This is a genomic window from Veillonella sp. (assembly GCF_032470285.1).
GTDB lineage: Bacteria > Bacillota > Negativicutes > Veillonellales > Veillonellaceae > Veillonella.
In genome coordinates this window covers 165,305-190,397 of sequence record NZ_JAWEKP010000002.1, presented here as the reverse complement: position 1 = coordinate 190,397, position 25,093 = coordinate 165,305, and the positions used below count along the sequence as shown (strand labels likewise).

Annotated in this window: 17 protein-coding genes; 11 read left to right on the top strand and 6 right to left on the bottom strand. The window is 41.4% G+C overall.

Annotated features, from left to right (window positions below; genetic code table 11):
• Positions 1–235: 235 nt before the first annotated feature.
• Positions 236–3,730 (top strand): PD-(D/E)XK nuclease family protein, encoded by a 3,495-nt coding sequence (locus E7B10_RS03360; protein WP_316055489.1) that lies wholly within the window; start codon positions 236–238, stop codon positions 3,728–3,730.
• Positions 3,720–7,475, top strand: a complete 3,756-nt coding sequence (addA, locus tag E7B10_RS03355) for a helicase-exonuclease AddAB subunit AddA (RefSeq protein WP_316055488.1) — start codon at positions 3,720–3,722, stop codon at positions 7,473–7,475. The genes E7B10_RS03360 and addA overlap by 11 nt, the downstream gene beginning before the upstream one ends.
• Before the next feature lie 80 nt (positions 7,476–7,555).
• On the opposite strand, the gene E7B10_RS03350 is transcribed toward addA, so the two are convergent.
• A complete protein-coding gene (locus E7B10_RS03350) occupies positions 7,556–8,497 on the bottom strand; it encodes a diacylglycerol kinase family lipid kinase (protein WP_316055487.1) in 942 nt (313 codons plus the stop codon).
• A 208-nt stretch (positions 8,498–8,705) separates the two neighbouring features.
• Here E7B10_RS03350 and E7B10_RS03345 point away from each other — a divergent pair, with 208 nt between their 5' ends.
• Positions 8,706–9,413, top strand: coding sequence for a GntR family transcriptional regulator (locus E7B10_RS03345; protein ID WP_004694848.1), 708 nt, complete (start codon positions 8,706–8,708; stop codon positions 9,411–9,413).
• Positions 9,414–9,590: 177 nt separating this feature from the next.
• Here E7B10_RS03345 and E7B10_RS03340 read toward each other — a convergent pair whose 3' ends face one another.
• Positions 9,591–9,974: a helix-turn-helix domain-containing protein gene (locus E7B10_RS03340; RefSeq protein WP_038150489.1), complete on the bottom strand. Its 384-nt coding sequence runs from the start codon at positions 9,972–9,974 to the stop codon at positions 9,591–9,593.
• Between the two features lie 189 nt (positions 9,975–10,163).
• On the opposite strand from E7B10_RS03340, the gene crcB reads away from it, so the two are divergent.
• From crcB to E7B10_RS03325, 3 genes are all read left to right on the top strand, one after another.
• On the top strand, positions 10,164–10,544 hold the full coding sequence (gene crcB / locus E7B10_RS03335; protein ID WP_077707756.1) for a fluoride efflux transporter CrcB: 381 nt from the start codon (positions 10,164–10,166) through the stop codon (positions 10,542–10,544).
• 84 nt (positions 10,545–10,628) lie between these two features.
• Positions 10,629–11,609 (top strand): molybdopterin-binding protein, encoded by a 981-nt coding sequence (locus E7B10_RS03330; RefSeq protein ID WP_156697308.1) that lies wholly within the window; start codon positions 10,629–10,631, stop codon positions 11,607–11,609.
• 420 nt (positions 11,610–12,029) lie between these two features.
• A complete protein-coding gene (locus E7B10_RS03325; RefSeq protein WP_156697307.1) occupies positions 12,030–14,528 on the top strand; it encodes an S-layer homology domain-containing protein in 2,499 nt (832 codons plus the stop codon).
• A gap of 134 nt (positions 14,529–14,662) precedes the next feature.
• Here the strand turns inward: E7B10_RS03325 and E7B10_RS03320 are convergent, their stop codons facing one another.
• The 3 genes from E7B10_RS03320 to E7B10_RS03310 all read right to left on the bottom strand — a co-directional run bounded on the left by E7B10_RS03320 (position 14,663) and on the right by E7B10_RS03310 (position 16,580).
• Positions 14,663–14,893: a hypothetical protein gene (locus E7B10_RS03320; protein ID WP_004694858.1), complete on the bottom strand. Its 231-nt coding sequence runs from the start codon at positions 14,891–14,893 to the stop codon at positions 14,663–14,665.
• Between the two features lie 9 nt (positions 14,894–14,902).
• Positions 14,903–15,730: a metallophosphoesterase gene (locus tag E7B10_RS03315; protein WP_004694860.1), complete on the bottom strand. Its 828-nt coding sequence runs from the start codon at positions 15,728–15,730 to the stop codon at positions 14,903–14,905.
• 76 nt (positions 15,731–15,806) lie between these two features.
• Positions 15,807–16,580, bottom strand: coding sequence for a DUF4931 domain-containing protein (locus E7B10_RS03310; RefSeq protein ID WP_004694861.1), 774 nt, complete (start codon positions 16,578–16,580; stop codon positions 15,807–15,809).
• A gap of 117 nt (positions 16,581–16,697) precedes the next feature.
• On the opposite strand from E7B10_RS03310, the gene E7B10_RS03305 reads away from it, so the two are divergent.
• The 3 genes from E7B10_RS03305 to E7B10_RS03295 all read left to right on the top strand — a co-directional run bounded on the left by E7B10_RS03305 (position 16,698) and on the right by E7B10_RS03295 (position 19,641).
• A complete protein-coding gene (locus E7B10_RS03305) occupies positions 16,698–17,219 on the top strand; it encodes an 8-oxo-dGTP diphosphatase (protein WP_058948160.1) in 522 nt (173 codons plus the stop codon).
• Positions 17,220–17,345: 126 nt separating this feature from the next.
• Positions 17,346–18,443: an A/G-specific adenine glycosylase gene (gene mutY, locus E7B10_RS03300; protein ID WP_287508116.1), complete on the top strand. Its 1,098-nt coding sequence runs from the start codon at positions 17,346–17,348 to the stop codon at positions 18,441–18,443.
• Positions 18,444–18,459: 16 nt separating this feature from the next.
• Positions 18,460–19,641 carry a metallophosphoesterase gene (locus tag E7B10_RS03295; RefSeq protein WP_278617739.1) on the top strand — a complete coding sequence of 394 codons (1,182 nt, stop codon included), beginning with the start codon at positions 18,460–18,462 and terminating at the stop codon, positions 19,639–19,641.
• Positions 19,642–20,267: 626 nt separating this feature from the next.
• On the opposite strand, the gene E7B10_RS03290 is transcribed toward E7B10_RS03295, so the two are convergent.
• The gene (locus tag E7B10_RS03290; protein ID WP_278617740.1) at positions 20,268–21,623 is read right to left on the bottom strand and encodes a lyase family protein; all 1,356 of its coding nucleotides are present in this window, start codon (positions 21,621–21,623) and stop codon (positions 20,268–20,270) included.
• Positions 21,624–22,071: 448 nt separating this feature from the next.
• On the opposite strand from E7B10_RS03290, the gene E7B10_RS03285 reads away from it, so the two are divergent.
• A complete protein-coding gene (locus tag E7B10_RS03285) occupies positions 22,072–24,150 on the top strand; it encodes an OPT family oligopeptide transporter (RefSeq protein WP_278617741.1) in 2,079 nt (692 codons plus the stop codon).
• Between the two features lie 11 nt (positions 24,151–24,161).
• The gene (locus E7B10_RS03280; protein WP_156697305.1) at positions 24,162–25,007 is read left to right on the top strand and encodes a hypothetical protein; all 846 of its coding nucleotides are present in this window, start codon (positions 24,162–24,164) and stop codon (positions 25,005–25,007) included.
• The last annotated feature ends 86 nt before the right edge of the window (positions 25,008–25,093 follow it).

The window sequence follows — 25,093 nt, the reverse complement described above, 5'->3', positions numbered from 1 at the left end:
TATAATCAGATGAGTCAAATATTGTACAATTAGCCATAGAATGTCATATTACTATATAATAATAATCAGTATAGTAATTTATTATATCGAAAAATTTCGTTTAATGCTATATCTAATTCGTATAGTGCTACAACTAATTTGTGTAGTGTTATATCTAATGCGTTAAATGATATGAGCAACATACATTTGTGAATTACATCAATTGAGATGGTGAAAGTTTCACTAGGGAGGTCTCATGAGTATTAGCGTCTATTATGGACGGGCTGGATCAGGCAAGACACGTGCCGTATATGAGCGCATACGTCAGGTCATGACAGATTGTCCAGGGGAACCAATAATTTTACTTGTTCCTGAACCTGCCACCTATCGGGTAGAACGGGAGCTAGCTGAATTTATGCCTGAAAAAGGCTTTACTACGGTTCGTGTCGTAGGCTTTGGGCGTTTGGGTTATCAGGTATATCAATCGATAGGCTCAAAAGGGGCTGGTCAATCAAGTTTATCAAGCTTTGGCCGGTCTATGTTGTTGCGCCTTGTAATGAAACGAAAGCAAAAGGAACTGGGGCTGTTAGAACAGGCTACAAAGCGGCCTGAGTTTTCCTCCGTATTGCAACAGCTCTTTTCTGAATTCCGCGCCTTTCGTGTAGGCCCTGCTGACCTAGAACGAGGGGCAGAATCTGTTAAAAATAATGTATTACAAAAGAAATTACGCGAGCTAGCTATCTGTATGTCTGCTTATGAAGAGGAACTCAGTCATCATGGGGAGCGCGACATCGATCCTATCATGGAAATCGTAGAGGCTTTGCCACAATCTCCTCTCATGGAGAATAGCCATGTCTTTATCGATGGTTTTCATTGGTTTACGCCCACACACTACGAGCTGATTTATACTTTGTTTGACTTGGCGAAGGAAGCCGTTATTACTATTGATTTACCGATGGCTCCAAAGGCGTTAAAATTTGCTCGTCGAGGGGAGCATCTCTTCAGCCGTCCTTTAGAAATTTACGACACCTTAGTTGAGCGTTATGATTCTAGTATCGACTGGGTTGGCTTTGAGGGAAAACGGGGCCCTCAAGTCGTTCAAGAGCTAGAGGCTAATTACTTTGCTAGCCCTAGTAAGAAAAACTCTACAGATGCAACGATTCCGATTATTCGAGGCTATAACAGGGAACGCGAAGCCGATGCGGTGGCTCGTCGTATTTTAGCCTATATAGAATCAGCTGAAGAGGCTCGTTACCGAGATGTATGTATCATGCTCCGCGAGTCTGAAACCTACGGTGATACTTTAGAAAAGGTTTTTGCTCGCTACGACATTCCGCACTTTATTGACCGTCAGCGGCCTATGAAAAACCATCCATTAGGCGAGCTATTGACGGCTCTATTTGATATCGTGCGTCATAACTATAGTCGGGACAGCATGTTTCTCTTGCTCAAGACGGACTTGATGCCGCTTACTCGTGAGGCTGTAGATGAGTTAGAGAACTACGTTCTCGAGTTTGGCATCGATCATTATAAATGGGAACGTGAAAGTTGGCCGTACTTACGAGGCTTTCATGAGGGGCAAGATGAAGAGAGCCACGTAGATGCACCGCGCAGAGCACGTGTTAACAAAGCAAGAGAAACCGTTATGGATATATTATCTCCATGGTTTGACTTTGCTGCTAATACGGAGGGTCATACAGGGGCTGAGTGGGGTACACAACTTTATGGTTTATTAGAAATCTTACAAGTGCCAGAGCGGCTCTATGAATGGGCGAAGGACGCAGAAACTATAGGTGATCAAGAATCCAAAGCTAGTCATGAACAGATGTATAATGCGGTTCTTTCCTTTATAGACGAAATTTCTATGGTCATGAAGGATGAAATATTGACTCTGGATGAGATGATGCTCCTCCTCGAAGAAGGCCTTAGCGATGTAAACTACTCTATGATTCCGCCGTCTTTAGATCATGTGGTGATCACCACTATCGAACGTGGTTACAGCCAGTGGTGGCCTAAGGTGTTCGTAATGGGCCTCAACCAAGGCGTATTCCCTCAAAGTATGGGAGATGAAGGTCTCATCAAGGATAAGGAGCGTCAAGAATTGGCCGATGCAGGCATTACCTTAGCAGAAGGGGCCTTGCCGAAGGCTTTCAACGAGAATTTCCTATTATATCTCGCCATGACACGGGCGTCTGATTCGTTGACCTTGTCCTATGCGGGCTCTGGTGAGGATGGAACAGGTCTTGAGCCATCCCTCGTTGTGAAACGATTAGAATCTCTTGGGTACATAGATCAGGTAGTAGATATTCCGCTCTCCATTGCACCTGATACAGAGGCAGATTACGTGTGGCGCCCGCTCCAAAGTCTGTCATTGTTATCGGAGCGTTGGGGGGCGCTCTTTAGTGGTTATGAGGTCAATCCTCTTTGGTGGGGTCTCTATAACTGGGCTCGTGAAAGCGAAACCTATCGTCCTCGTTTAGCGGAGGTGTCACGTGGCATTCGAGATAACAACGATGTGCCTGTCATAACGCAGGATTTAGTGAATGGTCTATTCTTGTCTAAAGGCTACATGTCTGGTTCTGTGACACGCCTTGAACGATACCAACAATGTCCGTTTAAGTTCTATGCCCAATATGGTTTGAAACTAGAACCACGTCCAGTACGCTCCTTTGGAGCTCCTGAAATCGGTACGTTCTTACATGCTAATTTAGAGCGCTTAGGTAATTATCTATTAGAAAATAACAAACAATGGCGTGACCTTGACGAAGAGGAACAAGAAAATCTATGCCGTACTGTGGCAGACGAAATCTTGCAAGAAAATCAGCTAGGTGAAGAAACGAGCGATGCCTATCAAAAGGCCATCGAACAGCGTGTACAGAGAACATTACATGTGACGGTAGACCGCCTCGTAGAGTGGTCTAAGCGCAGCGATTTTGATACGAAGTATTTAGAGCAAGACTTTGGTCGTCAAGGTGGCTGGGACCCTATTCGAGTTTCTCTTGGTGAAGACCGTTACTTGCGACTCATCGGTCAAATTGACCGCATCGACGAATATACACGGGATGATCAAACCTATGGCATGGTTATCGACTACAAGTCGGGTGGTGCTCATGTGACGGCCCAAGATGTGTATTATGGACTTAAACTGCAACTCATGACCTATCTGTTGGCTTTGGAGTCCGCTTATGGTAAAACACATGGCGGATCTATGTCCCCTGCGGCGGTGGTTTACTCTTACGTGAAGAACCCTAAAATCCCTGCTGATGCGCCTATATCTTATGAAGATGCGGTTTCGTTGGCTAATGAAAGCGATGCTTGGCAAAACAGTGGGTACTTCTCCGATGATATAGAGTTGTTGACGCATATTGACAATAAGTTCTTGTCCTATGGATCTAAGCGAGGGCCTTATGTGCCGATTGCTACGAAAAAAGATCAAACCATTTCTAGCAGAGATTTGCGAAAGGTTAAGTCTACAGGTGAATTTGACATAATGTGCCGCTATACAAATCACGTGATGGCTGAAACAGGCCGTCACATTGGGGACGGGCAGTTTCCGATTAAGCCATATCAATTGAATGGCCTTAGACCTTGTACATTCTGCGACTACAGAACGGTATGTCGCTTTGACTCTAGCCGTAATCGATATAATTATTTGTCTAAATTGTCCGAGAATGACGCATTAGAACGGATGAAAGAGGTCTTAAACGACGGAAATAATAGTAGCAAAGGAGGTGAAAACCATGGGTGTTAAATGGACGCCAGAGCAGGAGTCTGCCATCATAGCGCCTAAGGACTCCTCTTTAGATAATCAGACCTTACTTGTTGCGGCCGCTGCCGGTTCAGGTAAGACAGCGGTCCTAGTAGAACGCATTATTACGCGCCTTAAGGACATGGATAATCCCTTATCTGTTCAAGAACTCATGGTTGTAACTTTCACAAAGGCTGCGGCCCAAGAGATGAGCGCTCGTATTGGCCTTGCCTTGGCTAAAGCCATGGAATCTACAGATGATGCTGCACTACAAGCGCGCCTTGAACGACAGCTCAATCTGTTGCCCTCGGCTCATATTTCTACATTGCACTCCTTTTGCCAATGGGTGATTCGTTCCTATTTCTATAAGCTCGACATTAATCCGACAGCGCGCATCGGCAATGAAGCAGAAATGGCATTGCTACAACAAGAGGTATTAGCCGATTTATTAACTAAATCCTATGAAGAGGGCCTTTATAATATCTATGAGCTAGCGGATTTCTTCAGCGATGATAAATCCGATGCAGGCTTAACGGCGAAGATTATGTCCCTGTATAACTACGCCATGTCCCTCGCCAATCCAGATGGATGGCTACGAAAAGCGTTAGAGCCTTATAAAGAGGCGATGACCATAAACCCTAGCGATACGTTGTGGGGTGAATATATGTGGTCGAATCACATGGCTGTCATCGATCGCATTCGCGAGCGCTTAGAGCGGATGGAACAAATCTTGCTCGATCCGACAGGGCCTCATAAATGGCAAAATATATACGATAATCAACTGGCTGCACTAGGCATGCTTTCAGCGGCTCAAACTTGGGACGACATGGGGGAAGCTTGTAAACATATGGATACCTTTATTAAGGATCAGTTCCGCATGGGCTCCAAAGAGGCGCAAGCCTATGATCCTATATTGGTGGCAGAGTTTAAATCTTTGGGCGGTCAAAATAAAGATGACCTTAAAGCTATGCAAGCCGCTATATTCACCGTTCCGGAAGCTACCTTGCAAGAGCAGTTCAAGGCTCAATGTCCCATCATTGAAGGGTTAGTAGAGCTGACGATTGCGTTCCACCAAGCGTATCGGGATATGAAACAAGAGCAAGGCATCATGGATTTCAGCGACCTTGAGCATTTATGCTTGGCCCTTCTCGTTGAGCCTGGCACAGAGGATGATCCTCAGCCATCTGAAGTGGCGAAGGAACTGCAAGATACTTTCAAAGAAATCATGGTCGACGAATACCAAGATACTAACGGCGTGCAAGAGACGATTATTAACTTGATTTCTCGCGTCGATAATAGGTTCTATGTGGGGGACGTGAAGCAGGCCATTTATAGCTTCCGTATGGCCGATAGTTCTCTGTTCATGGAGAAATATAATACGTACGGCGGCAATGATGCGGTAGAACGTCGTATCGACCTAGCGAAGAATTTCCGATCTCACGAAAATATCTTGGCTGCAACGAATTTCTTGTTCTACCAAATCATGACGGAAGAGGCAGCAGAGCTCAATTATACAGAGGCTGAATCGCTCATTCCTGGCCGCATCGTAGAGGATGCGCCAGAGGATTGGATCGGTGGTGACGTGGAATTACAGCTCTTAGATGTCAGCAAGGATACTCTTGGTGCTGGTGAAAGCGACGAGGACGAAGGGGATGATCCTGAAAACAACGAGCGTGAGCTAGATTTCATCATTCAAAAAATCAAAGAAATCCATGCTGCTAAGAAACAGGTGCAAAATCCAGATGGCACATTCCGTCAAATCGAGTGGCGAGACTTTGCTATTTTGCGCAGATCCTTAGCGGGCTGGGGCACCCGTGCCGTAGAAGCCATGCGGCAAGCGGGGATTCCTGCAGTTGTAAATGAGCGAGACGGTTACTTTGAAGCCCAAGAGATTCAACTCTTATTGGCGTTGTTATCCATCATAGATAATCCTGAACAAGATTTGCCGATGGCTGCCGTGTTGCACTCTGGCCTGGTAGGCCTTGATGCAAACGAATTAGGAGCATTGCGCCTGTCTGGTGAGGGCTCCTTATGGTCTCTTATGCCAGCCTATGCAGAAGAGGCTCAAGATGAGCGTTTATTGGCCTTTATTGGGCATATGGAAAGGTGGCGCACCTTATCGCGTCGTCACGGTGTGACCGACTTGTTGTGGGATATTTACGAATCTCAAGACTATGTAAACTATGTGGGAGCTATGCCGAATGGCCTCGTTCGCCGTGCCAATGTGCTCGCCTTATACGATAGAGCCAAGGGCTATGAAGCCTCTGGCTTCCGTGGGCTCTTTAGGTTTTTGCGCTTTGTGGAAAGCTTGCGCGACAGTAATCAAGATATGCCTCTTGCCAATGTGGTGAGCGAGGCGGACAATGTGGTGCGCCTCATGACCATCCATAAGAGCAAGGGCCTTGAATTCCCTGTAGTATTCCTATCTGGTGTACAAAAGCGATTCAACATGATGGACTTGCGTTCAGAACTTCTTATCGATAAAAATGCAGGTCTTGGTTTGAAAGGGTATTTTCCAGATATTCGAGTGTCCTTCCCGACCATGCCTTGGTTTTATGTGAAAGACGTAAAAGAAGCGGCCCTCAAGGCGGAGGAGCAGCGCATTCTCTATGTTGCCTTGACACGGGCACGAGATAAGCTGTTTATGACAGGCTTTATTAAAGGCTTTAAAAATTCTAAAGGTGTGTTAAGCACCATAGGTGAGCTCATTAAAAATGCGGCTTCCGTAGAAACTCAACAGTTACCGACAGATATTATTACACAAGCTAATACCTATCTAGACTGGATGATTATGGGCTTTGCTCGTCATTTAGATGGTGGCAATCCATTGCGCGTAGCCATTGAGTACGAAGGTCCAACTTATTTTGATTTACCGGATAAACAGTGTCGTTTAAAGGTTGAAATCCATGATGGCTCTCTTTATGGTGATCTCGATTACAAAGCGGATATCGACGAGACAACCATCAACAAGGTGCGTGAGTTAAAAGCTGTTAATTCCGTAGAATTACCGCAGGAAATCGTGGACCGTTTTAACTATACCTATCCATACAACGATGCTACACGACGTACTGCTAAAATTTCCGTTAGTGAATTGAAGCGACGATTCCAAGAACGAGAACTTGAAGCAGGAACTATTGATACTTTGAATGAACCGATTGCAACGGTAGAAGTTTCAGCAGATGACCTAGCAAACTCCGTATTCGGTCGAAAGCCACAAGCATTACAGTCTGAAGATGATGTATTAACCGGTGCTCAATGGGGGACCTTGATGCATGAGGCTATGCAATGGCTACCTCTTGTGACGTATACGCAAGCTTCTTTGACGAAAGAACTCGATGCACTGGTGGCGAATGGGACTTTCACAGAGGAAGAACGGAATTTATTAAGCGATACGAGTTTGTATAAATTTTTTAGCTCTGATCTTGGTAAGCGCCTTATCAATGCAAAACGTATCGAACGAGAGTTGCCGTTTAGCATGCTCTTTGAAGGAAAACGCGTATACGACACCTTAGAGGACGGGGAAAATTTGTTCCTCCAAGGTATTATTGATACGGCCTTTGAAGAGGATGGCGAATGGGTTCTCGTAGATTACAAAACGGATCGCGTTACATCCGGAGAAGAACTCATTAAACGATATAAAATCCAAATGGACCTCTATAAAGAGGCCTTGCAGCGATTGACGGGAATGCCCGTGAAAGCATGTTACATTTATAGCTTCCGCTTGCGTGATGCAATTATTGTGGACTAATGCGCATAGATTCTTATAAATTAATAAACACAAAAGCTCTCTATCCGTTGATAGAGAGCTTTTGTGTTACCAATTACTTGTTATATATGTGGTAGTTTAGGCAGATTTAAGGCTTTTTTCTTTTTGTGTTTTGCAGGTGCAAATACTTTGAGTACGCGTGGCAATACTTCAATATCCACAGGCATATCCGGACCTGCATCACCATCCATATTGGTCGATAAATCATCGACGTCAGATAGAAGTTCGATATGAGCTTTTTTCACAGTTAATGTCGTTGTATAACGAGAATTATAGATGGCACCACTGATAATGAGTGGTAATACGCTGAGAATATCGAGGATAAAATATTCCTTGAAGATAATGATACGCATATAACCATCATCTACTGAGGCTTGTGGCATAAAACGTTCAAAGCTAGAGACTACATTGGTAAGTAGGGCTAAAACGAGAGGGGATTTGCAGATGAAATCGTCGTTCTCTGTTTTGATGCGGTACGTGTAGTCCTTTGTAGTGAACAACGCTTGGCCTGCTCGCAAGAAATACGCAAGAGGGCCGAGTATGCTTTTTTCCTTTGGCGTAACTTCATCCACAACCTTAGGAATAACACCAGCTGCAATATTATTGCAGAAATACCGATCATTACAACGGCCGATATCAATGGTTCGAGTTTCATTGATATCGATACGCCTGATAGCTTGTGTTGGATTTTGGTGAATGCCGAGCGCACGAGACATATCATTTACTGTACCAACGGGGATAAACCCAAAGGTACAGGAGAATCCACCTTGGGCAATACCATTAACGGTTTCGTTAACAGTGCCGTCACCACCCATGCAGAATACGGCATCAAACCCGCGCTCACAAGCGTTCTTAGCGAAACGTGTAGCATCGCCTTCACCTCTGGTGAATTTAACCTCAATCGTTTCGAACAAGGTGCTCAATTTCCATTGTAAATCGAGGGCGTAACGGCGCGCTGCACCGCCTCCTGAGACAGGGTTGATGATAATCAAACAACGGCTCATAGTATACTTCCTTACTTTCAAAAATGAGATATAGCTATTATCTATAGTTAAATTGACAGTCTTAATGATGAGTTCTATAATTGTAATGTATGTACTTAATTTCGCACAACATACTGTCTAAGATATGTTGTATACTATATTATACTCATTTTAACCGTTCTTTGAAAGTCTGAAAGCACGAATGGTTAGCAAGGTTTAGGGGCTAGTAATGGGAAGACAAAGTTCAAAAGATAAATACAAATTGTCCGCAGTGGATTCTATCGAAAGATTACCTCTCAGTGAACAAGTATATTTAACATTAAAAACAGCTATCTTAACAGGCGAATTGATGCCTCAAGAGAAGCTTAACGAAGTAAAGATTGCAGAACAATTACAAGTGAGTGCTACACCTGTGCGTGAGGCATTCCGCAAATTGGCTAAAGATAATCTCGTAGTTATCGTTCCTTGGAAAGGCGTTACTGTAAAAGCTGACACGCCAGAAGAAATCGTAGCGCTTTACCAAGTTCGTGAAGTAATGGAAGGACTTGGTGCTAGATTATGTGCTCGTCATGCTACACCTGAGCAAGTACAAGAGCTAAGAACTCTTTGTAAAGAAATGCATGAAATTGAAGATGCCACAGAACGTGTTGATGTGAATAGCCGATTCCATACAATGATTGCTCATTACTCTGGCAATGAACGCATTGTAGATTATCTAGCAGGTTTCCGTGAACGCGTTAATCGCGACATGTACATCAGTTCTTTCAATGCTGTACGTACACATGACTGTGATGACGAACATGATCAAATCGTAGACGCTATTGAACGTCACGACGAAGTTGCTGCAGAAACAGCTATGCGTCAGCATATTAACAATGCATTTATCTTCAAAAAAGCAAATGCAGAAGTACAACATAAAAAACTTAATGAAGTATAATGCCTGCTGATGCTGTAATAGGCATAATGACATATGAAAAGCTCCGCTATTGACGGAGCTTTTTTGATTGTTATTTTGAATAGTTAATTCAACTTTCATTTAGAGTATTTAGCGTATCTTGATATAAATTAGGTATCATTTGTTGTATTTAATTAACCGCTATTTTAGCCTATCGGATTAGTTTGTTCTTGTTTTGTTTTGAGACGTCCTTTTGGTGTGGTTTAGAAACTCTAGTCGTTTATAGTGTGATGTTAGGTGAGCATTACAGTTTTTATAGTCTACAACACGCAGTCTTACGAGCTGACCTACGTTGATTTGAAAGGCTTGAGCGATTTTAAAAAGAATTTCCAAAGACATGCCGGAGATGCCTGTACCACATTCTAATTTACTTAAATAACTGCGACTGATACCAATGTGACGAGCTAACTCTTGCTGAGACATATTTAGGGATACGCGAATAATGGCGATTTTATGACCTAAACACACATATTGATGTTGTAAAAATGGGTCTTCGTACGTGTTGATCCGCAGTTCGGTGAGTGGTGTAGACGAGGGGTTCATAGGGACTCCTTTCTTTTCCCTACTCTCTAAATATAGTATACTGAGATTATTAGCATCTGACTAATATAGAAAAGTAGATAATTATCGGCTATTACAGATAATTACACGAATTGTGAAAGTAGTATTACATGTATGCTATAGTAATGTGATCATACCATCTAGTATGTTATCTTGAGTAGAGGAGGCAATATGGAAAAATACATAGCCGTTGCCCTCGGTGGCGCCACTGGGGCCTTATGCCGTATGGCTCTTGGTGAATGGGTGATGACAAAGGTCAGCTCGTTTCCGTATGGTACGGTAGTAGTAAACCTCGTTGGTTGCCTCATTATCGGTCTAGTCTTAGGCCTTTATATGCAAAAGCCAGATCTACCTCAATGGGCGAGATTCTTCCTCGTTGTAGGTGGGCTAGGTGCATTTACCACCTTCTCAACCTTTGCCTTTGAAATGCTACAGCTTATGATGGCTGAATCCTATGTACAAGCATTATGGTACGGTGCAGTACAAGTCGTAGGGGGCTTAATCCTCTGTTGGGTTGGTATGCTAATAGTGCGTCTACTCTGTACTATGTAAACATATTAATATTGAATAATAGTATTAAATACATTTTGATGTTATACAGTAACGTATTTTGTTATTAATGACTTGGGAGATATTATGAAATCTATTAGAACACAAGATGCCGTAGGGCAAATATTATTACACGATCTCGTAAGAATCGTCATCGGTGAGGTGAAAGACACGCCCTTCCGCCGTGGACATGTAATTACAGAAGAGGACATTCCTAAACTCTTGGATCTTGGCAAGGAACATGTATTTGTAATGGAGCCAGAAGATGAGGGGTTCTTGCACGAAGAGGATGTAGCTCGTGCTTTATACCATATGGCAGGCGGTGAAAACATGCACGATGGCCCTATGGCACAAGGTAAAATTGAAGCCATTGCGGATGTAGATGGCCTTTTCAAGGTCGATGTAGACCGATTATATGCTATCAATAGCATTGGTGAGTTGACTATTGTAACGAGATTTAATAATACACCTGTGAAAGCTGGTAATAAACTAGCAGGCATGCGCTGTATTCCATTGTTGTTAGAAGAACAACAAGTAGAAGATGCAAAGAAAATTGCTGATGGTAAGCCTTTGTTACATGTAAAGCCGTTCGTGCGCAAAACAATGGGTATCGTTACGACTGGTTCTGAAGTATTTGAAGGTCGTATTAAAGATGCTTTCACACCAATCATTGAAGAACGTTGTGCTGAATTTGGTGTTACAAAGGTAGCTCACGAAATTGTAACGGATAATACAGACGATATCGTGGCGGCTATCGACAAGGTGAAAGCAGCAGGCGCAGATATCATTTTCTGCACTGGCGGTATGAGCGTTGACCCAGATGATCTCACTCCAGGAGCGATTAAACGCTATGCAGATCGAGTAGTTACCTATGGATTACCTGTGTTACCAGGGTCCATGGTTTGCATTGCTTACTGTGCAGATGGCACACCAATTCTTGGTGTACCAGGTGGTGTATTGTTCAGCAAACCGACTGCTTTTGATGAAATTGTGCCACGCCTCATCGCAGATGATGAAATCACCAAAGAAGATTGTATAGCTATGGGCCATGGAGGATTCTTGGGCTAATAGGCTAGTATAACAAGATTAGCTAGAATAACCAATATAGCTATTCTAAGTAATATAGCTAAAGCAAATAATATAACTAGAATAATTAGTATAGCTAATATAATGAATATAGTTAATATAGCCAATATAAGGAGATAAGATAAATCTTATCTCCTTATATTGTTATTATGCTATTAATTTATAGTATGATGAATTTGATAGAATTTTTATTTATAGATAAAATTGATAATTTTATCTATTTTGTTAAAAAATTCGTTTACTTCATTTAATATTTAAAGTACAATAATAGTTAAGGATAATGATAATACATTAGTTAATAATGGACATATTTTATGCTGAGTTTTGTTGAATATATATTATAAATGATAATATATTATCCGTTGTATTTATAATTTTAGATGTAGGGAGGAATAGTAAACGATGAAAAGCAAACAAGTTGCATTATCATTGGCAATACTACTTGCGTTAGGCACGGGAACTGTATTACATGTAGAAGCACAAGGAAATCCGACAGAGTATTCACGTCACTTTGGTGATGAAAACACGGTTACCAGTGACCATAGTTTAGCAGTAGGTTTCAGAAATACGGTATCCGGTTCATATTCAACTGCTGTAGGACAGTCTTCTACCGCATCTGGTGAGACTTCACTAGCTATCGGACGAAGTGCACAGGCAACTGCTAATAATACCAATGCTATTGGTCGGAGTGCACGAGCAGAAGGTGAAAATGCTACTGCAATAGGCCATGGATCAGTTTCTTCAGGGCGTAATTCAAATGCCTTTGGTTCATCCGCTAAAGCATCTGCTGAAGCTTCTACAGCGGTTGGCAATAGTACAAAGGCTAGTGGTATTTCAAGTACCGCTACTGGCTTTAATGCTGAGGCATCTGGTAATTTCTCTTCAGCATATGGTAATGATGCTAGAGCAAAGGGAAATCGTTCAGTAGCCGTTGGATATAATGCAAAAGCTGAAGAGAGTGCAACTGCTGTAGGTAATAATGCTAATGCTGGTGCTGCAAATGCTGTTGCAGTAGGTTCAGGTAATACGATTACTGCACGTAGTGGAGTTGGAATTGGTAGCAGTAATTCTGTTTCTGGCATTGATTCTGGCGCTTTTGGGGTTAGAAATAACGTAGCGCAAGCAAATACATATGTACTGGGCAGTAATGTGACGTCAACACAAGGAAATAGTGTTCTCTTAGGCAATGCATCTACCGATAGAGCTGCCACAACAGAAACACAAGCTAATATAAATGGTATCAACTATTCCGGCTTTGCTGGGGTAGGGTCAGCTCGTAACGGCGTTACGAGTGTTGGTGCATCTGGTAAAGAACGTCAGGTGATTAATGTAGCATCTGGGAAAGTATCTTCTGATAGCACGGATGCTATAAATGGTAGTCAATTATATGCAGTAGCAAATACAGTGGGCGGAATTCTTAATAATCACAATACATTAATTCAAAATAATATTAATGAAATCGATAAAAATAAAGAAAAAATTGCCGACAATGAACGAAAATTAAAAGATCATACAGATGTCTTACAAAAACATGAAGATATTTTAAATGGACATAGTCAAGAATTAGAAAAACATAATAAATTAATTATAAATCATGATAATCAAATTACTCGTTTAACTAAAGAAAATCTTCGTCAAGATGCTGATTTACTTCGTCATGAAGATCAAATTCAAAATCATGACATTCAATTAAAAAATCAAACTGAACGTATGAATAATCAAGAAAAACGTATTGACAATCAAGATAAGCGTTTAGATTATTTAGATAATCGTGTTGATAATCATGATGCTCGAATTGAAAATCATAGTGAGCGTATCGAAAGTCATGAACGTCGTATTGAATATAATAAGACTTTAGCCACAGAAGCATTAAAAGAAGCTAAAAAACATACTAGCATTTCTGCAGGTAATAATGTAACTGTAACTACAAGCACAAATGCTGCTGGTGGTACTGATTACAAAGTATCTGTAGATAAAGTTAAATTTGGTAATGTTTCTTTGGACAATAAAGGTCTAAATAATGGTGGCAATAAAATCACTAATGTAGCCGATGGTGAAGTATCCGCTACATCTAAAGATGCCGTTAACGGTAGCCAATTGTATCAAGCTACTAGCGGTATTAGTAATGGTGTGAACCTATTAAATAGCAAAATAGGAAAAGTTGGTGCTGGTGCGGCTGCATTAGCGGCTATTCATCCATTGGATTTTGATCCTGAGGATAAATGGAATTTTGCGGCTGGTTACGGTAACTATGCCGGTGAAAATGCGATGGCATTAGGTGCTTTCTACAGACCAAATGAAGACACTATGTTCAGCGTAGCTGGATCCATGGGTAACGGTGAAAACATGGTCAATGCCGGCGTTTCATTGAAATTAGGTCAAAAAAATGGTGTATCTACTTCTAGAGTAGCTTTGGCTAAAGAGGTTCAAGACTTAAAGGCCATTGTAAAAGCCCAAAATGTAGAGATTCAACAAATGAAGGTATCCATGGGAATGGCACCTCAGTATGACAAGAAAGATGTGAACTTCCCTGATATACCAGCTAATCATTGGGCTTATGAATATGTAAAAGACTTGGCTGATAAAGGTCTTGTTGAAGGCTATCCTGATGGCGAATTTAAAGGCAATCGTGCGATGACTCGTTATGAGTATGCTGCGATCATTTACCGTGCTTTACAATTGGGTGCCCCAATTGATGGCAAAATGGGGCGTGCGATTAACGAATTTAATCCTGAATTGGCTCGTCTTCGTGACTTGGATCGCATTCGTGTGGATCGAATCTCTGGTAAAGACAATGATCGTCATAAGGTAGAACGACTTCGTGTAAACAATAAAGACAATAAGCAAACTAATGATTACAGAGATGTTTATGGTAGTCATATCGAGCGTAATGCGAAGTAATTACTTGTCATGAATTAACCTTTTAAACTAAAAGGAAGACAACAAAATAGTTCTTGTATAAACTAAAGAAAAAACAAAGGAGGCTGTGATAAACGGCCTCCTTTGTTCAATTAATTGCATTATTGATTGCGTTATTAAAATGATTTTTTACCTAGTGTAGGATGGCTACAACGTTTTAGCGTTAGGGTATCAATCATATGGACGGCTTCGTCCAATGTAATATCTTCGCGCTTCGTTGGTGTTTCTAGGACAGCTAACGGATGCTCCGTACCTACCTCACCAGAGGGCAAGTATATATATTCTTGGTTGACGGTGTCACCAAAGATATAGCCTGCTTGTAAATGTTCTTTGTGAATGCGACTCATGGTCTCTCCTTAGATGATTTGTTTTAGTTTGAAGTCTAGATAGTCTGCAGATACCAATTCTAGTTTTGTCGTACTAAACTCCTTTGGAATTCGGTTAAAAGAAATTTGATCGTGTAAGTGGCCAAAGATGCAGATATCTACTTTATATTGTTCTAATAGGTCCGTAAAGCCAGAAGGAGCGTTGGATTCGTTAAATGGAGGGTAATGTAGCAACAATAACTTTGTTACAGGAATATTCTCTATATCTATAATTGAATCAGGTGTTGATGAATAGGATTTTTTAGAACAGGTCATATCTGTGACGTTTGTTTCCGTCCTGAGTTCTTCAAGCACTTTATGTATTGCTTTATCCATTTCTTGAAGTGCCGCTTCGGTACGCATCAATTCTCTATCGTAAATGGATTGGTCCGTTTCCGGAGAGAAGTGGGAGTCTCCAGGACAGAGGTAGGCACGCGTTCCTCCGAATGCAATAAGGCGCGGACCTTCTTCGGTTTGGATGAGTTCTGCGGTGCCGTGACCTTGTATAAAGGTAATAGCGTCGCCCATGAGATTATGCATCTTGTTCGCCGATGCCCACCAATAATCATGGTTGCCGCGAATCATATATTTTTTACCAGGTAGAGATGCAATTTCTTGTAAATCGCAGGCCGCTTCTTCAAGGCGGAGAGCCCAGCTCATGTCACCTACGAGAAAGACGATATCTTCATCGCTTACATTGGCATTCCAATGCTCTTTGATGCGGGCCCAGTGATCATTCCAGTGAGGACCAAAAATATCCATCGGCTTTGTGGGAGGATTGCCAGATAGATGGAGGTCGCCGATGGCAAATACTTTCATAAAAATCCTTTCAAATATGTATGGTTAAACCATATATAAAATTATATATCAAATTATGTACGGTATATGGTTAGAGCTATTTAGTAGCTTGAAAATAAGGCGTAATATCGTGCTTGATTTTAGCAGCTCGTCCCTCATCGCAAGTTTGTGGTATTTTGTATCCTACATAGAGGGGTGTCGTTACATAGCGCGCCACTACCTTGATGTAATCATAGCCGTCCTCAAGATTATATACAAAGTAATTATAGGACTGGCTAAAGTTTGCTACACTATGCAATACATAGCGCAGAATTTGCTGTAGTCGAAGGGCTACAGCACGAACCGGCGCATCTGGTTTGAAGCGAATATTGTACTCAAAGAACCCAATAATCGGATGGGTAGACAAGGTGATGCGTACATCTTGATCCTCGTGCAAGAGCCAACCCTCCATATTTTGGGCCGTAATATCTTTGTGATAATCGTAATTCTCAAGGCCTATAATCTGGCTGTGTGGATGGCGAATAGAACCGCCGGACATATAGCCGTAATTCTTGAAGAACAGTACGGATTTAAACTCTTTACGCTGACGAGTTTCGCGCCACTTATCGAGGCCAAACTGGAGAATGTGGGCTGCTTCGTCTGTAGGTAAGGTAGAAAACTCGCCTTCGTCAGTTTCCGTTTCAATAATAACGGTAGGCCAAGTTTTTTCTAAGACTGGATATTTGTTCATGAGCCATATAATATGGCCTGATGTATCGAGAATATCCGTTAATTTGGAACGATCACAGAAGGGACAACGCACTTGTTCATTGCGAATATTGACGGGCTTTGTCCGTCCTAATTCGATATTAAATCTAAGTGGTTTGTTCATCATGTGCCTCCTCCCTTGTAAGAAATTCTATACTCTTAATCATACCACAACTAGCACATTCGTACATGAAATAATGGTATAATAATAGTGTGTTATTTTTGTAATTAAGGAGATCCTATGAAACCAACGACACTCGTATTTCCCATTGATGAACAAAATCGTATATTGTTAGGGCGTAAGAAGCGTGGTTTTGGGGCTAATAAATATAATGGTTTCGGTGGTAAACTTGATGATGGTGAAAGCTTCCGAGAGTGTGCCATTCGCGAACTCTATGAGGAATCTGGCCTTCAAGGACGTGTCGAAGACTTAGAATGTGTAGCGGCTTTTGATTTTCAATTTCCTTTTGATGAAAGCTTAACGCACGTAAGCTATGTGTATTTCTTGCGTGCTTTCACAGGCGATGTAGAGGAAACAGACGAAATGGAGCCTCATTGGCTAGAACCAAATCAAATTCCTTATGAACATATGTGGGATGGTGACCGCAGATGGTTGCCGATGTTGTTAGAAGGTAAGAAATTAAAAGGACCTATCGTGTTTGGACGAGATAATAATATGGTGGATAAGATGGATTTGACCACTGTTGATACTGTTCTTGAAAGCGAACACTTGGCGCGCATCGATCTGTATATTAATGGATGATGAATGTACGATTTGTTACAATTTAACGTTAAAATCGTTATCTGGTGGGTATTGGAGTATAAAATAGGGAGTATGTAGCCGTGAAAGTGGTACTAGACTCCTAAATTTATAATATATTGAGGTAATATGACTGATAAAAAGAACCCAAAGTGGGTGCCACAGCTATTGGCGTGGTATGATGTACATAAACGGGAGTTGCCGTGGCGCGGTTGTGGGGACCCTTATAAGATTTGGGTTTCCGAGGTGATGAGTCAGCAGACCCGCATTGAGGCAATGAAACCCTATTATGATAACTGGATGCGTCTATTTCCAACCTTGGAGGATTTGGCAAAGGCCTCCGAAGATGAGGTAGTTCACGCATGGCAAGGGCTTGGCTATTATAGTCGTGCTCGTAACTTGCGTCTTGGCGTAAAGGACGTCGTTGAAAATTACGGCGGTATCGTGCCTCATGACCGTAAGACCATGGAGTCCTTGAAGGGCGTAGGTTCTTATACGGCAGGGGCTGTGCTATCCATGGCGTACAATGAACCAGAGGTGGCTGTAGATGGCAATGTACTGCGCATCTATGCTCGGTTATATCGCATCTTTGATGATATTTTGAGTACTAAAGGTAAAAAGGCTATTACGGCTATCGTAGAGGAGACTTTGCCTCATGATCGACCTGGCGACTTTAACCAAGCCTTGATGGACTTTGGGTCTGCCGTATGTATTCCAAAGACACCCCGCTGTGGCGAATGTCCTATTGTAAATATGTGCGAAGCATACCAAAATAAGGATACAGATAAACTACCTGTGCGCATCAAGAAAACAAAGGTAGTAGAGGTGCCTTTATTTGTGGGGATCTTGCAGTATAAAGGCTATTATTTATTGCATAAACGGCCGAACCGTGGACTTTTACGATCCATGTGGGAATTCCCATCTGTGGAAATGGTATCTGCCTTTGAGGATGGAGAACGAGGCCTTGAGGAATTAGTTCAGGCCCTTGGATTTGATCTATTTTTGCAACCAGTACTTGTGAAAGAAATAACACATGTTTTCTCTCACCGAAAATGGTTTATGAAAGCATTCCGCGGTGATTTAACGTACACAGGGGATGCTAATAATATATCGATTGCAGATATCCAACAGCAATTGCCAAAGGACTGGATGCTCATCAAGCGTGATGAGTTCTCCGACTATGCTTGGGCGGGACCTCATGGTAAACTGACGGAAATCGCAAAGTAATTTGTAGGAGCAATGAATGAGAATTCTATTTAATATCATTTTTTCTGCCATCCTTGCAATAGGTCTGGTAGGATTTTGGGCTCTATTCCTCAACTTGTGGAAGCCTAAAAAGAAATGGCCAGCCTGGGTGGGCTATATAATCATTATCGGTGCGTGGTTCGCGGCTATCCGATACTATATACTCAATCAAGTGGATTTATATGGTACGATGTACTATCCTTTGATGAATATGTTCCGTACTGAAAGCTACGGATTCCTCTTTGGCGTATTCCTAGCGATTCCTGTATTTATCATACTTAGTCTATTATATTGGACAATCAATAAGATTTGGAGCAAAACACCAGAGGAAAATAGAACAGGCCGTCGCGCCTTCTTTAGAACTGCTGCAACTATAGTGCCGTTGGCTACTATTGGTGGCTCTAGCTATGCTGCCTTTGCGGGTCAACAAGAGGTAGTGGTAACTCATGAAAGCTTTGGCTACACGAACCTACCACCTGGTTTGAAAAACTATAAAATTGTTCAACTTAGTGATATTCATATAGGACCGAGTATCGACTTAGATGACTTTGATGAAATCCTGAAACTAGCGCTTTTACAAAAACCTAATCGCGTTGTTATCACTGGCGATCTCATTGATAAACTTGCATGGTTGCCGCAAGTCTGTGAAAGACTGACAATCTTTGCAAAACAAATCCCAGATGGGGTTGACTTTATCTTGGGAAATCACGAGTATCATCACGATGTAAATAAGGTACTTGACGCACTTAAACGAAATACACCTATGAATATTCTCGTGAATAGTAATATTCAAATCATGGGCGGCAAACAACCTGTATATATTGCGGGCGTTGCGTACGATAACGATCGTAAAAAGGACAACCGGGAAGCCATGATTAACAAAGCTTTGTCCGGAATTCCAGACTATGCCTTTGTTATTCTATTGGCTCATCACCCTGAATTCTTCGAAGAATCTATTGAACGAAAGATTCCGTTGACTCTATCTGGACATACCCATGGAGGTCAAATCGTATTCATGGGTATGTCATTAGTACCATTAGGCACACCATATACAAAAGGTCGCTATGTAGAAGAACAAAGCGTATGCTACGTTAATAATGGTACAGGACACTGGTTCCCAATCCGTATTAACTGTCCACGAGAAATTACGGTTATTACATTCTTTGATGGAGTGGCGTAATTTATTGGTTTATTGGTTAGAATGTTAAAGAGGTATTGTACTTCACATACAATACCTCTTTTATTATATAAACTTATATAATAATTGTGATATATTAGAATTAAAATTTTTAGTTATGTTGTGAATATATAGCTTTTATGTTGAGAGTAAATATATGTTTTTAAAAATTTATAATTATTTTGTGAGAGGCTTAGTACTTTTTTTACTTATAGGTATTCCATATAGTCTTGTCACAAATCCAGAGTTGATTGAAGATGAAGTAGACTATTATTTCTTTGTTATCGCGTATGTCATAATACTTTTATTCTATGTGGTATGGAACTATATTTATAACTATTTAACACGTAAAAGAGGTTAGCATTTGTACATATTCATTTACCGTTAGTTCTGAAATCTATCTTTTTTCGGTGATTGTTTTATATATAAACGGTTAAAACGAAATGAGGAAGAATGACTATATTTGAATTAATTCTAAGAATATGGCCATTTAAACTCAAAAGGACGCTATAGTCTAATCTTCAGTAATAAGTAGTACTGAAGGTTTCAAGACTATAGCGTCCTTTTATATTCCGTTCATTTGAGGTATGAGAGGATGTTACAGATATGTCATAGATATGAGAGAGATTTTATTTCATGCGAACTGCTTCGGCAAATTCGTCTTCGGTCATGAGTTTTTCTTCCAAGATGATTTCTTTAATAGAGCAACCGCGTTTGTACGCTTCTTTTACCACCTTGGCGCTCTTGTCGTAGCCAATATATGGTGTTAAGGATGTAGCAATCATGAGAGATTGTTCTACGAAGAAGTTGAGTTTTTCAGGTACAAATTCTACGCCGTCGATGCAGTGTGTTGTGAAAGAGTTCATAGCGTCTGCGAGGAGGCGACAGCTTTCAACAAAGTCATAGATCATGATAGGCATGTATACGTTCAATTGGAACGCACCGCTGCCTGCACAGAGCGTCATAGTTGTATTGTGGCCGAATACTTGGGCGCATACCATGGTCAAAGCTTCACATTGAGTAGGATTTACCTTGCCTGGCATGATGGAGGAGCCCGGTTCGTTTTCAGGAAGATGCCATTCGCCGTAGCCACAGCGAGGGCCAGAGCCTAAGAAGCGCACATCGTTAGCGATTTTGAATAGGGTAGTCGCTAATGTGTTAAGTGCACCGTGAGCCATCATAAATGCATCTTTGAGAGCAAGTCCTTGGAATTTGTTATTCTTAACACGGAATGGAGCGCCTGTTACCTCTGGCAATACAGTTTCCATAACGTCTAGATAGCCCTTAGGTGTGTTCACACCTGTACCGACCGCAGTACCACCGAGTGCTACGTCGAGTAGGTGGTCAGCATTTTGAAGGAGCATAGTTTTGGCAGTTTTTAGGCCGTCCACAAAGGCGCTAATTTCTTGGTCTACCATGATGAAAGTAGCATCTTGTAGGTGGGTACGACCAACTTTTTGCAATCCTTTTCCTTTTTTCTGCAATTTTTCAAAGGATCCGATAAGGCCGTCCAATGCAGGAATTACGCGTTTTGTAATTTCAAAGTATGCACAGATATGCATTGCCGTAGGGAATGTATCGTTTGTACTTTGACCGCGGTTTACATCGTCGTTAGGATGAAGCGGATTGGATTCATCTAACTGTTTAGCTCGGTGAGCGATGACTTCGTTCACATTCATGTTAGTTTGTGTGCCAGAACCTGTTTGGAATACGGTTAACGGAAATTCATCATCCCATTTTCCGTCCACGATCTCATCTACTACTTGAGCGATGAGTTTCGCTTTTTCCTCAGTTAATGCGCCACATTTTGCATTGGTTAAAGCACATGCTTTTTTTACAAGCGCAAGCGCCTTGATTTGTTCAATAGGGATGCGGTGGTCACCGATCTTAAAATTATTGAACGAGCGTTGCGTTTGAGGTCCGTAAATTCGTCTAGCGTCGACTTCGACTGGTCCCATTGAATCATATTCAATTCTTGTTTCCATAATGTTTACAACCTCCTTAAAAGACATGCCGACCCTACTGTCGGTACTTTAATTATATAAAATCCTGTATATTTGTACAGAATAAAAGAGAATGATTTCTATTTTCATATAATTGATAGGTGTATATGCATAATGCGCATATACACCTATCTCCTCCCTACAATATATATGTGATGATTTATATTTAATTTGTATATATGTTTTATATAATGCTGATCTGAGAGGGAGAAGGCGATAGCCCAAAAACGACTTAGCGGCCCCGCGAAGCGGGGTGGGTGGCTTTGGAGGCTTTTGGGCTATTGCCTTTCCCATAGCTCAAGGGTTGGAGAAAATATGTATACATTATAAATATCGCATATATATTGAAATCATCGCTTTAACACGATAAAATGGAAGTAGCTTAGTATATTGTTTTAAGTTTATGATTTCACAGAGGAGGTAAGTACTTATGAAACATGACTTTACGAGCCATGACCTTCATCTGCCGGAACTGACGTTACGTGGGATGCTACTTGGTGCATTGATTACTGTTATTTTTACAGCATCTAACGTATATCTCGGTTTGAAGGTAGGTTTGACATTCTCGTCATCCATTCCGGCAGCAATTATTTCAATGGCGATTTTACGGTTCTTCAAGGATTCTAACGTTCTTGAAAACAACATGGTACAAACGCAGGCTTCTGCCGCTGGTACATTGTCCGCCATTATCTTTATTTTGCCAGGTTTACTCATGCTTGGGTATTGGAATGGCTTTCCGTTCTGGCAAACATTTTTGCTCTGCGCATGCGGTGGTTGTCTAGGTGTATTATTCACCATTCCATTGCGTCGTGCTATGGTAGTGAATAGTGATCTACCATATCCAGAAGGCCGTGCAGCAGCAGAAATTTTGAAAGTTGGCTCTCACAATGGTGAACAAGGCCCTCAATCTAGCTCCGGTATGACCGATATCGTGTCCGGTGGCTTTGTAGCTGGCCTTATTAGCCTTTGTGCAAATGGTTTCAAAGTGCTTGGCGATAGCATGAGCTTCTGGATTCCTGTAGGTAGCAAAGGGATTACTCAAATTCCTTTGGGCTTCTCTACAGCGTTGTTAGGTGCTGGTTACCTTATCGGTATCGCTTCTGGTATCGCTATCCTCGTCGGTGTACTCATCGCATGGGCTGGCTTCGTGCCTTACTTCACTAACATGTTTGCTCCAGATGGCGGTGCTACTGCTAAGTTTGCAATGGCTATTTGGAAATCTAAAGTTCGTTTCATCGGTGCTGGTGCTATTGGTATTGCTGCGATTTGGACTTTGATTACCTTAATCAAACCTATCATCGAAGGTATGAAAATTTCTGTTAAATCCATGAATAGCAGCTCCGCAGAACGTGAATTGCATCGTATGGATACAGATATGAGTACAAAATCCGTTTTAGGTGTATTCATACTTATTCTTATTGGCTTAGTATTTACATTCTGGGATTTCGTATCTGTCGTACCTATTAGTGCAGGTTTAATGTGGACACTCGTTGTAGTAGGTATCGTAGTAGCTTTATTGATTGGCTTCTTCGTGGCTGCAGCATGTGGCTATATGGCAGGCCTTATCGGTACATCTGCTTCTCCAATTTCTGGTATCGGTATTTTAGCGACTATTATTTCTTCCTTAGTTGTATACTTTATCGCAGCGGAAAATAATTTATTTGCTACACAAGAAGGTGTTCAGTTCGCTACTGCTATGGCTATCTTTATGACATCCGTAGTTATTGCGATTGCATCTATTTCTAATGATAATTTACAAGATTTAAAGACTGGCCAACTCGTTGGTGCTACACCTTGGCGTCAACAAATTGCCTTGTTACTTGGTTCTGTAGCCGGTGCCATTGCAATTGCTCCAGTTCTTAACTTGCTTTACCAAGCATACGGTTTCACAGGTGCGTTACCACGTGCTGAAATGGATCCAAACGCTGCATTATCTGCTCCTCAAGCGACTTTGATGACTACCATTGCACAAGGTATCTTCAACTCTAGCATGGATTGGGATTATATCTTAATCGGTGTTGGCGTTGGTGTTGTGGCTATTATCGTCAACTTGATTCTCAAGAGCACAACTGCTACCTTAACATTGCCTCCATTGGCTGTTGGTATGGGTATTTATTTACCGCCTACTTTAGAAGTACCACTTATTATTGGTTCTTTCATCAGCTACTTCGTAGGTCGTTATCTTGTAGCTCGTGCTAAAATGCGTGCCGGTGAGCTTGCTGACTACGATGTAGAGCAATCCAATCGCCGCGGTGTTCTCTTTGCTTCTGGTCTGATCGTTGGTGAAAGCTTGATTGGTGTAATCATAGCTGTTATTATTGTATTGTCTGTTACAACTGGTGGTGGGGAAGCTCCACTTGAATTAGTAGGTCCTGAATTTGAAAGCACAGCACAATGGTTAGGATTGCTTGCATTCATATTTGCTGGTCTCTATCTTGTTCGCCGTGTTGTTACACACAAGTTCAATAAAGAAGAAGCTCTTGCTATGAAAGCTGAGCAAGAACAATAAGAGGTTAAACAATGAAATTAAAACAGTCTGTACTCATCATTATGGCTGCTGCATTGCCAGTAGCCTCCTTCGCAGCAAGCGAAGTAATACCTGTAACGCAAGATACTGTAAATGTACAAGCAAATCAAACAAATGCGAAACGTGTAAATCGTAATGATTTAACATATCGTATTTCTAGTACTGCTACACCTGAGCAGAATCGTGCGTTGCGCTCTAAAGCGTCTAAAGTAGATCGTAATGCAGTTGAAGTGGTAGCTCCAAATGCGGACCGTTATATGGATCGTAAAGAGGTTGCTGTATCACCTGTGGAATCTACTACAGATCATTTGGATTTAGTATTCCCAGAGGTTAAATCTGTTAGCCCTGCAGTAGAAAAAGCAATCAATACGACCATCAAAAAGTATGTTTCTAAAATACAAAATGATGTAGAAAAGTTAAATGCTAAAGAATCTGATAAAACAAATGTAGTTATGTACTATGATGTTAAAACAGATAAAAACGGTATTTTCAGCGTATTGATTCACACATATACTATGCGTGATCATGATGCCAATGGTGTAAACTATGTAAAAGGCTTCACATTTAACACCACAACAGGTCGACAATTGTCCTTGTACGATCTTGGTGGTCTTAATAAAAAAGAACTGGTGAATGCAATTAATAATAATCAAGATGTGAAAGATAAATTAGGTGGCGATGTAAATATCGATAAAATGCCTACTGAATTCTACACAACAGATGATTATTCCGTTGTAATGATCTTGCAACAAGATGTGGATTCAATCCATAGCGCAGGTACGGTATATGTACCAGTTGGTATCTTGCGTGACCGCGAAAATGATGTAACAAAAAAATAATCGAACTGTGTAAATTCGATTATGTGTGTATAGTAACAGCTGTTTAATTGTGAAAAGAACCGCTCCTAAGGGGGCGGTTCTTTTTT